Genomic DNA, 5,590 nt, shown 5'->3' with positions numbered 1-5,590 from the left:
GCCTGAAACATAGTCCACATGAATAGTACACTTATAATATCTTTGATAGCCTCCATCATTGTTATCTCAATGGTTGCCAGTGGCATAAGTTATAGCCGCCAACAAGCAATGAAAAAGCGCAAGCTTCGCATTAACAAACTAAGGCAACAAGCTGATGAGCTATTAAGCTACACCTCACTTTTATTAAAAATTGATGAAAGCTACGTACTGATCACCCAAGTTCAATCTTTAGCAGTGAACGCCTTAAAAGCAGCGCAGCAATTAGCCCCCGACGATCAATTAATTCTTTCCCACTTACGAACTCAAGAGGGAAAGTTACTAAACTTCAAAAGCGGACAACGAGAAAATAAAGTCGCCTGTTATGTCACCAGTGATATTGAACTGACCCAGGCACAAAGCCAAATCGGTCAAATCAGTAAGTTACTCGACATCTATCGCAATAAAGGCTCATTAACGGCGGCAAAGTGCCAGGAGCTGCAAATTCATCTGCAAACAGTCAAGGTCGAGCTCAACATAAATAGTAACTTATACCAGGCCGACAGCTTCGCTGAGGAAGGCGATATGACGATGTATCAGATGCATATCAAGCAAGCTCTGGACTTGCTGAAAAAGACCAGCATAGATAATGATACGAAAAACACCCGCATACGAGAGCTAAGCGAACTCCTGACCGAAGCAAAACGAACAAACCGTGTCGTAGGCGAAGGTAACTTGATCAAACCTCAAGCCAAGAAGGCAAAAAAGAAAAAACCGATCAGCGACTCAGCAGAAACGGAAACCAATCAAAACGAATGTACCGACACTTCAACTGAGCAAAAATAGAAGTAGTGAGTCGACTTAAGTAAATCTACCCCCTCTTAAAACAAAAAAACCGCAGCCAAAACTGCGGTTTTTTCTTATCTTATTAAGACACACTCCCGAAGAATACTTCCTATTGCCTAAGCAATCTTCCTGGGAGCGTGCTTATCAAAGATGGTCTTACAGACGTTCCCAAATTGTTGAGATGCCCTGACCAAGACCTACACACATGGTAGAAACACCATATTTGCCGCCCTTATCTTCAAGAACATTCAACAAAGTCGTTGAGATACGTGCACCTGAACAACCTAGTGGGTGACCCAAAGCGATCGCACCACCATTCAGGTTAACTTTAGTCTCTGCAACATCTAGCAACTTAAGATCTTTCATTACTGGCAAAGACTGACCTGCGAAAGCTTCGTTAAGCTCCCAGAAATCGATATCTTCAATGGTAAGACCAGCACGCTTAAGTGCTTTCTTAGTTGCTGGAACTGGGCCGTAACCCATGATAGCTGGATCACAACCTGCAACAGCCATTGAAACGATACGAGCACGTGGCTTAAGGCCAAGCTCTTCTGCTTTCTCAGCTGACATCAACAACATTGCTGCTGCGCCATCTGTAAGCTGTGAAGACGTACCCGCAGTTACTGTACCGCCTTTAGGGTTGAAAGCTGGCTTCAACTTGCCTAGAGACTCTGCAGTCGTTTCTGGACGGATTGTTTCATCGTCCTCAATAAGAACTTTAAAACCGTTCTCATCATGACCTTCAACTGGAACGATTTCGTTCTTAAAACGACCTTCCAATGTAGCTTCGTGAGCTAGACGGTGTGAACGCGCGCCAAACTCATCTTGCATTTCACGTGAAATACCGTGCATTTTAGCTAACATTTCAGCCGTTAGACCCATCATGTTAGATGCTTTTGCAGAGTACTTACTTGCTGCTGGGTTGTGGTCGAAACCTTTAGTCATGGATACGTGACCCATGTGCTCAACACCACCCACAACAAACACGTCACCGTTACCGGTTTGGATTGCTTGTGCAGCTGTGTGAATTGCACTCATCGCAGAACCACACAAACGGTTAACCGTTTGAGCGCCAGCAGCGTGAGGAACTTTAGTTAACAATGAAATTTGACGAGCAACGTTAAAGCCCTGCTCCATTGTTTGGTTAACACAACCCCAGATTACGTCTTCAACGTCATTAGGGTTCAATTTTTCGTTACGATCAAAAATAGCATCAATCAGCGTAGCTGAAAGTGTCTCAGCACGTACATTGCGGAAACAGCCATTTTTAGCACGACCCATTGGGGTACGTACTGCATCGATGACGACGACATCTTTTGGATTAAGACTCATAGATATTCTCCGTTCGATTCTGTTTCAGCGATTAGCCGAAAAACTTCTTGCCAGTTTTAGCCATTTCTCTCATACCCTCTGTTGGAGTGTAAAGAGCACCTAGATCAGCATACTTGTCAGCGATCTTATTAAATTCTTCGATGCCGATAGAATCGATGTAACGAAGCGCACCACCACGGAATGGAGGGAAGCCGATACCGAAGATAAGACCCATATCAGCTTCTGCTGCAGTCTCTACGATACCATCTTCAAGACAACGTACAGTCTCGATACATAGAGGAACCATCATACGCTCGATGATTTCTTCATCTGTAAATTCATTGTTGTTAAGAACAACAGGCTTGATCATGTCGTAAACGCCTTCGTCCTTCACTTTCTTCTGCTTACCTTTACGGTCTAGCTCGTAAGTGTAGAAGCCTTTGTCGTTCTTCTGACCGTAGCGGCCATCTTCAAACATAACTTCCATCGCAGTACGGAACTCATTCTTCATGCGATCAGGGAAGCCTTCAGCCATGACTTCACCAGCGTGAATAGCTGTGTCCATACCTACAACGTCTAGCAAGTAAGCAGGACCCATAGGCCAACCGAATTTCTCCATGATCTTATCAACGCGCTGGAAGTCAGCACCGTCACGTACTAGCGCAGCAAAGCCACCGAAGTATGGGAACAAGATACGGTTAACTAGGAAACCTGGGCAGTCGTTAACAACAACAGGCGTCTTACCCATTGCTTTAGCGTAAGCAACTGTCGTAGCGATTGTTTCTTCGCTAGTTTTCTCGCCACGGATAACCTCAACAAGAGGCATCATGTGTACAGGGTTGAAGAAGTGCATACCACAGAAGTTTTCTGGGCGCTTCAAGTTCTTAGCTAGCAAATCAATAGAGATTGTTGAAGTGTTTGAAGTCAAAATTGTATCTTCAGATACTTGATCTTCTACTTCACAAAGAACGATGTCTTTAACCTTAGGATTCTCAACAACCGCTTCAACAACCAAGTCTACGTCACCGAAGTCACCATAGCTTAGTGCTGGATCGATAGAGTTCAGAACTTCAGCCATTTTCTCAGCTTTCATCTTACCTTTGCTTACGCGCTTAGTAAGAAGCTTGCTTGCTTCGCTCAAACCTAGATCGATACCTGCTTGCGCGATATCTTTCATGATGATTGGCGTACCTTTTAGAGCAGACTGGTAAGCGATACCGCCACCCATGATACCTGCACCAAGAACCGCAGCTTTCTTAACTTCAGATGCTTTTGGCTCAAGCGCTTTTGCTTGTGCTTTAAGTGCCTGGTCATTCAAGAACAAACCAATCAAAGAAGCTGATACTGAAGTCTTAGCCATCTTAGCAAAGCCTTTCGCTTCAACTTCGATTGCCTTGTCTCGCGCCATACCCGAATGCTTCTGCATCGCTTTAATCGCTTCAACAGGTGCAGGATAGTTAGGACCAGCTTGACCAGCAACGAAACCTTTAGCAGTTTCGAAAGTCATCATGCTTTCCATTGGGTTCAGCTTAAGCTTAGAAGTCTTCTCTTCACGACGAGCTTTATAGTCTAGCTTGCCAGCAACTGCTTGCTTAACAAGATCGATTGCTGCAGCTTCTAGCTTATCAGCATCAACAACCGCATCTACTGCACCAAACTTAAGTGCATCAGGTGCTTTGTATTCTTTCGTGCCTGCGATCCATTCGATTGCATTATCTGCACCGATTAGACGTGGTAGACGTACCGTACCACCAAAACCTGGGAAGATACCCAGCTTAACTTCAGGTAGACCGACTTTAGCCGTTGGCGACATAACACGATAGTCCGTAGACAGACACATCTCGAAACCGCCACCCAACGCAATACCGTTGATAGCAGTTACAGATGGAAACGGAAGATCTTCAATTGCACTAAATACAGCGTTGGCCTGCAAGTTGTTTGCGATAAGCTCTTCTTCAGAACCAGCAAACAAGTCAGTAAATTCTGTGATATCTGCGCCAACGATAAAGCAATCTTTTGAACTTGTAACAATCAAGCCCTTAATGCCGTTTGCGTTCTTTAAGCTTTCCGCTGCTGCGCCAAGCTCTTCAATAGTAAGTCGGTTAAACTTATTGACTGACTCGCCCTCTAAATCGAAATTTAGCTGTGCGATTCCGCCTTCAATCTCTTTAACCGTGATGGCTTTACCTTCGTAAATCATCAACTGTTCTCCAAGTTAATTATCCGTGCTGGTCTACCTACGTCCTCTGAAAGGTCGAGGCTCCAACAAAGTTTTTTTGGGCCCGCATATTTCGCGGGAATTTTCGAAATTCATACGCTCGTTTGAATTGCGTGTGCGAACCATGTAAAAAAATCCATCATTTGTCAATTATTATTGACATAAGTAAACAATTCTTTTCTAGATTTTCCAACAGAACAATCACCTATCCATTTGTTTTATAGGTTTTTTTAAAATTATGCCTTTTTAACGAATTTATTATTCCACCAAAGAACAAATTCAATACAAAGCTGACTAACATATATTCTTGAGTCTTCAGAGCGTCGATAGAATTACCGAAAGCAGACAAAATCATGCGCAAAACAAAATAATTACAATCACTATGAACTTCATTCGCCAAACGCTTGTATGTTAAGCATTAAATACTACACTGAACTAAATATCTCGTTAGAAATAAAAACATGGAGTCGCAATTAATGTATTTCAAGAACATCACTTTTAACCGCCTAAGCGCTGTTATTCCATTTATTTTCGTATTGTTGTTCACATCAACACAAAGCCATGCGGCCGAGAATTCGTCAAAATCAGTCCTGGAAAACATCTACCAAAGCCAGATCAACTCTTATTATTCTATTAATGGCTTTTATAACTTCAGTGCAAACCAAGGTGCTCAAAAAGACCTGGAAGATATCAATGCCTCGCTCACAACAATGGCCGAGCTTTTTAACGCAATTCAAGGTGAAACAGATTCGGGTGAGACCTCGGAACAGTTTGAAGCAGTCGCCGCTGCATGGAAAGCCTACCAAAAAGTACTCAAGCAGAACGTACGTGAAGTTGAGAAGACAGGCTACCCTGACCTTCGCTTAGCGGGCGACATGGCGACCAATAACATTGCACTCAATGCAGCATTAAGCGGCCTTTATGATGCTATTCAAGCAGGCGCGAGTATAAAGCCAAGTAAGACAACCCAGCTAAGCCGTGATACAGCAACTAACCTTGCCCTAATGATGACCAAGTATTCAGCAAGAACAACTTCTACGGTTAGTCAGGTATATGCAGGCGGCGATGTCGATAAAGAAGTAACGATCGATTCTCTTGCTGAAGAGTTCGGTAAACAGCTGCAAGAATTGATGGCTATGGCTGAAGGTAAACAGACCTCGTTCAAGCTATTAGATTCTGCGAATACCAAATGGGACTTCATTAAGAACTCTTACGTAAATTACAACGAGAATCGTGTTA

Annotated in this window: 4 protein-coding genes; 2 read left to right on the top strand and 2 right to left on the bottom strand. The window is 43.4% G+C overall.

Features of this window, described 5'->3' with window-relative positions; genetic code table 11:
* The first annotated feature begins 18 nt into the window (after positions 1–18).
* Entirely contained in the window at positions 19–822 is an 804-nt protein-coding gene (locus A3761_RS04865; protein ID WP_068749923.1) for a hypothetical protein, read from the top strand.
* Between the two features lie 156 nt (positions 823–978).
* Here the strand turns inward: A3761_RS04865 and fadA are convergent, their stop codons facing one another.
* Both fadA and fadB read right to left on the bottom strand, forming a co-directional pair.
* Positions 979–2,154 carry an acetyl-CoA C-acyltransferase FadA gene (gene fadA, locus A3761_RS04860; RefSeq protein WP_068509740.1) on the bottom strand — a complete coding sequence of 392 codons (1,176 nt, stop codon included), beginning with the start codon at positions 2,152–2,154 and terminating at the stop codon, positions 979–981.
* Positions 2,155–2,185: 31 nt separating this feature from the next.
* Positions 2,186–4,333 (bottom strand): fatty acid oxidation complex subunit alpha FadB, encoded by a 2,148-nt coding sequence (gene fadB, locus A3761_RS04855; protein WP_068509739.1) that lies wholly within the window; start codon positions 4,331–4,333, stop codon positions 2,186–2,188.
* A gap of 494 nt (positions 4,334–4,827) precedes the next feature.
* Between fadB and A3761_RS04850 the strand changes: the two genes are divergently transcribed.
* A partial coding sequence (locus A3761_RS04850; RefSeq protein ID WP_197472826.1) for a hypothetical protein occupies positions 4,828–5,590 on the top strand: 763 nt, incomplete at its 3' end.

It is taken from the genome of Oleiphilus sp. HI0123 (assembly GCF_001635315.1).
This window is presented reverse-complemented; position numbering and strand designations above follow the sequence as displayed.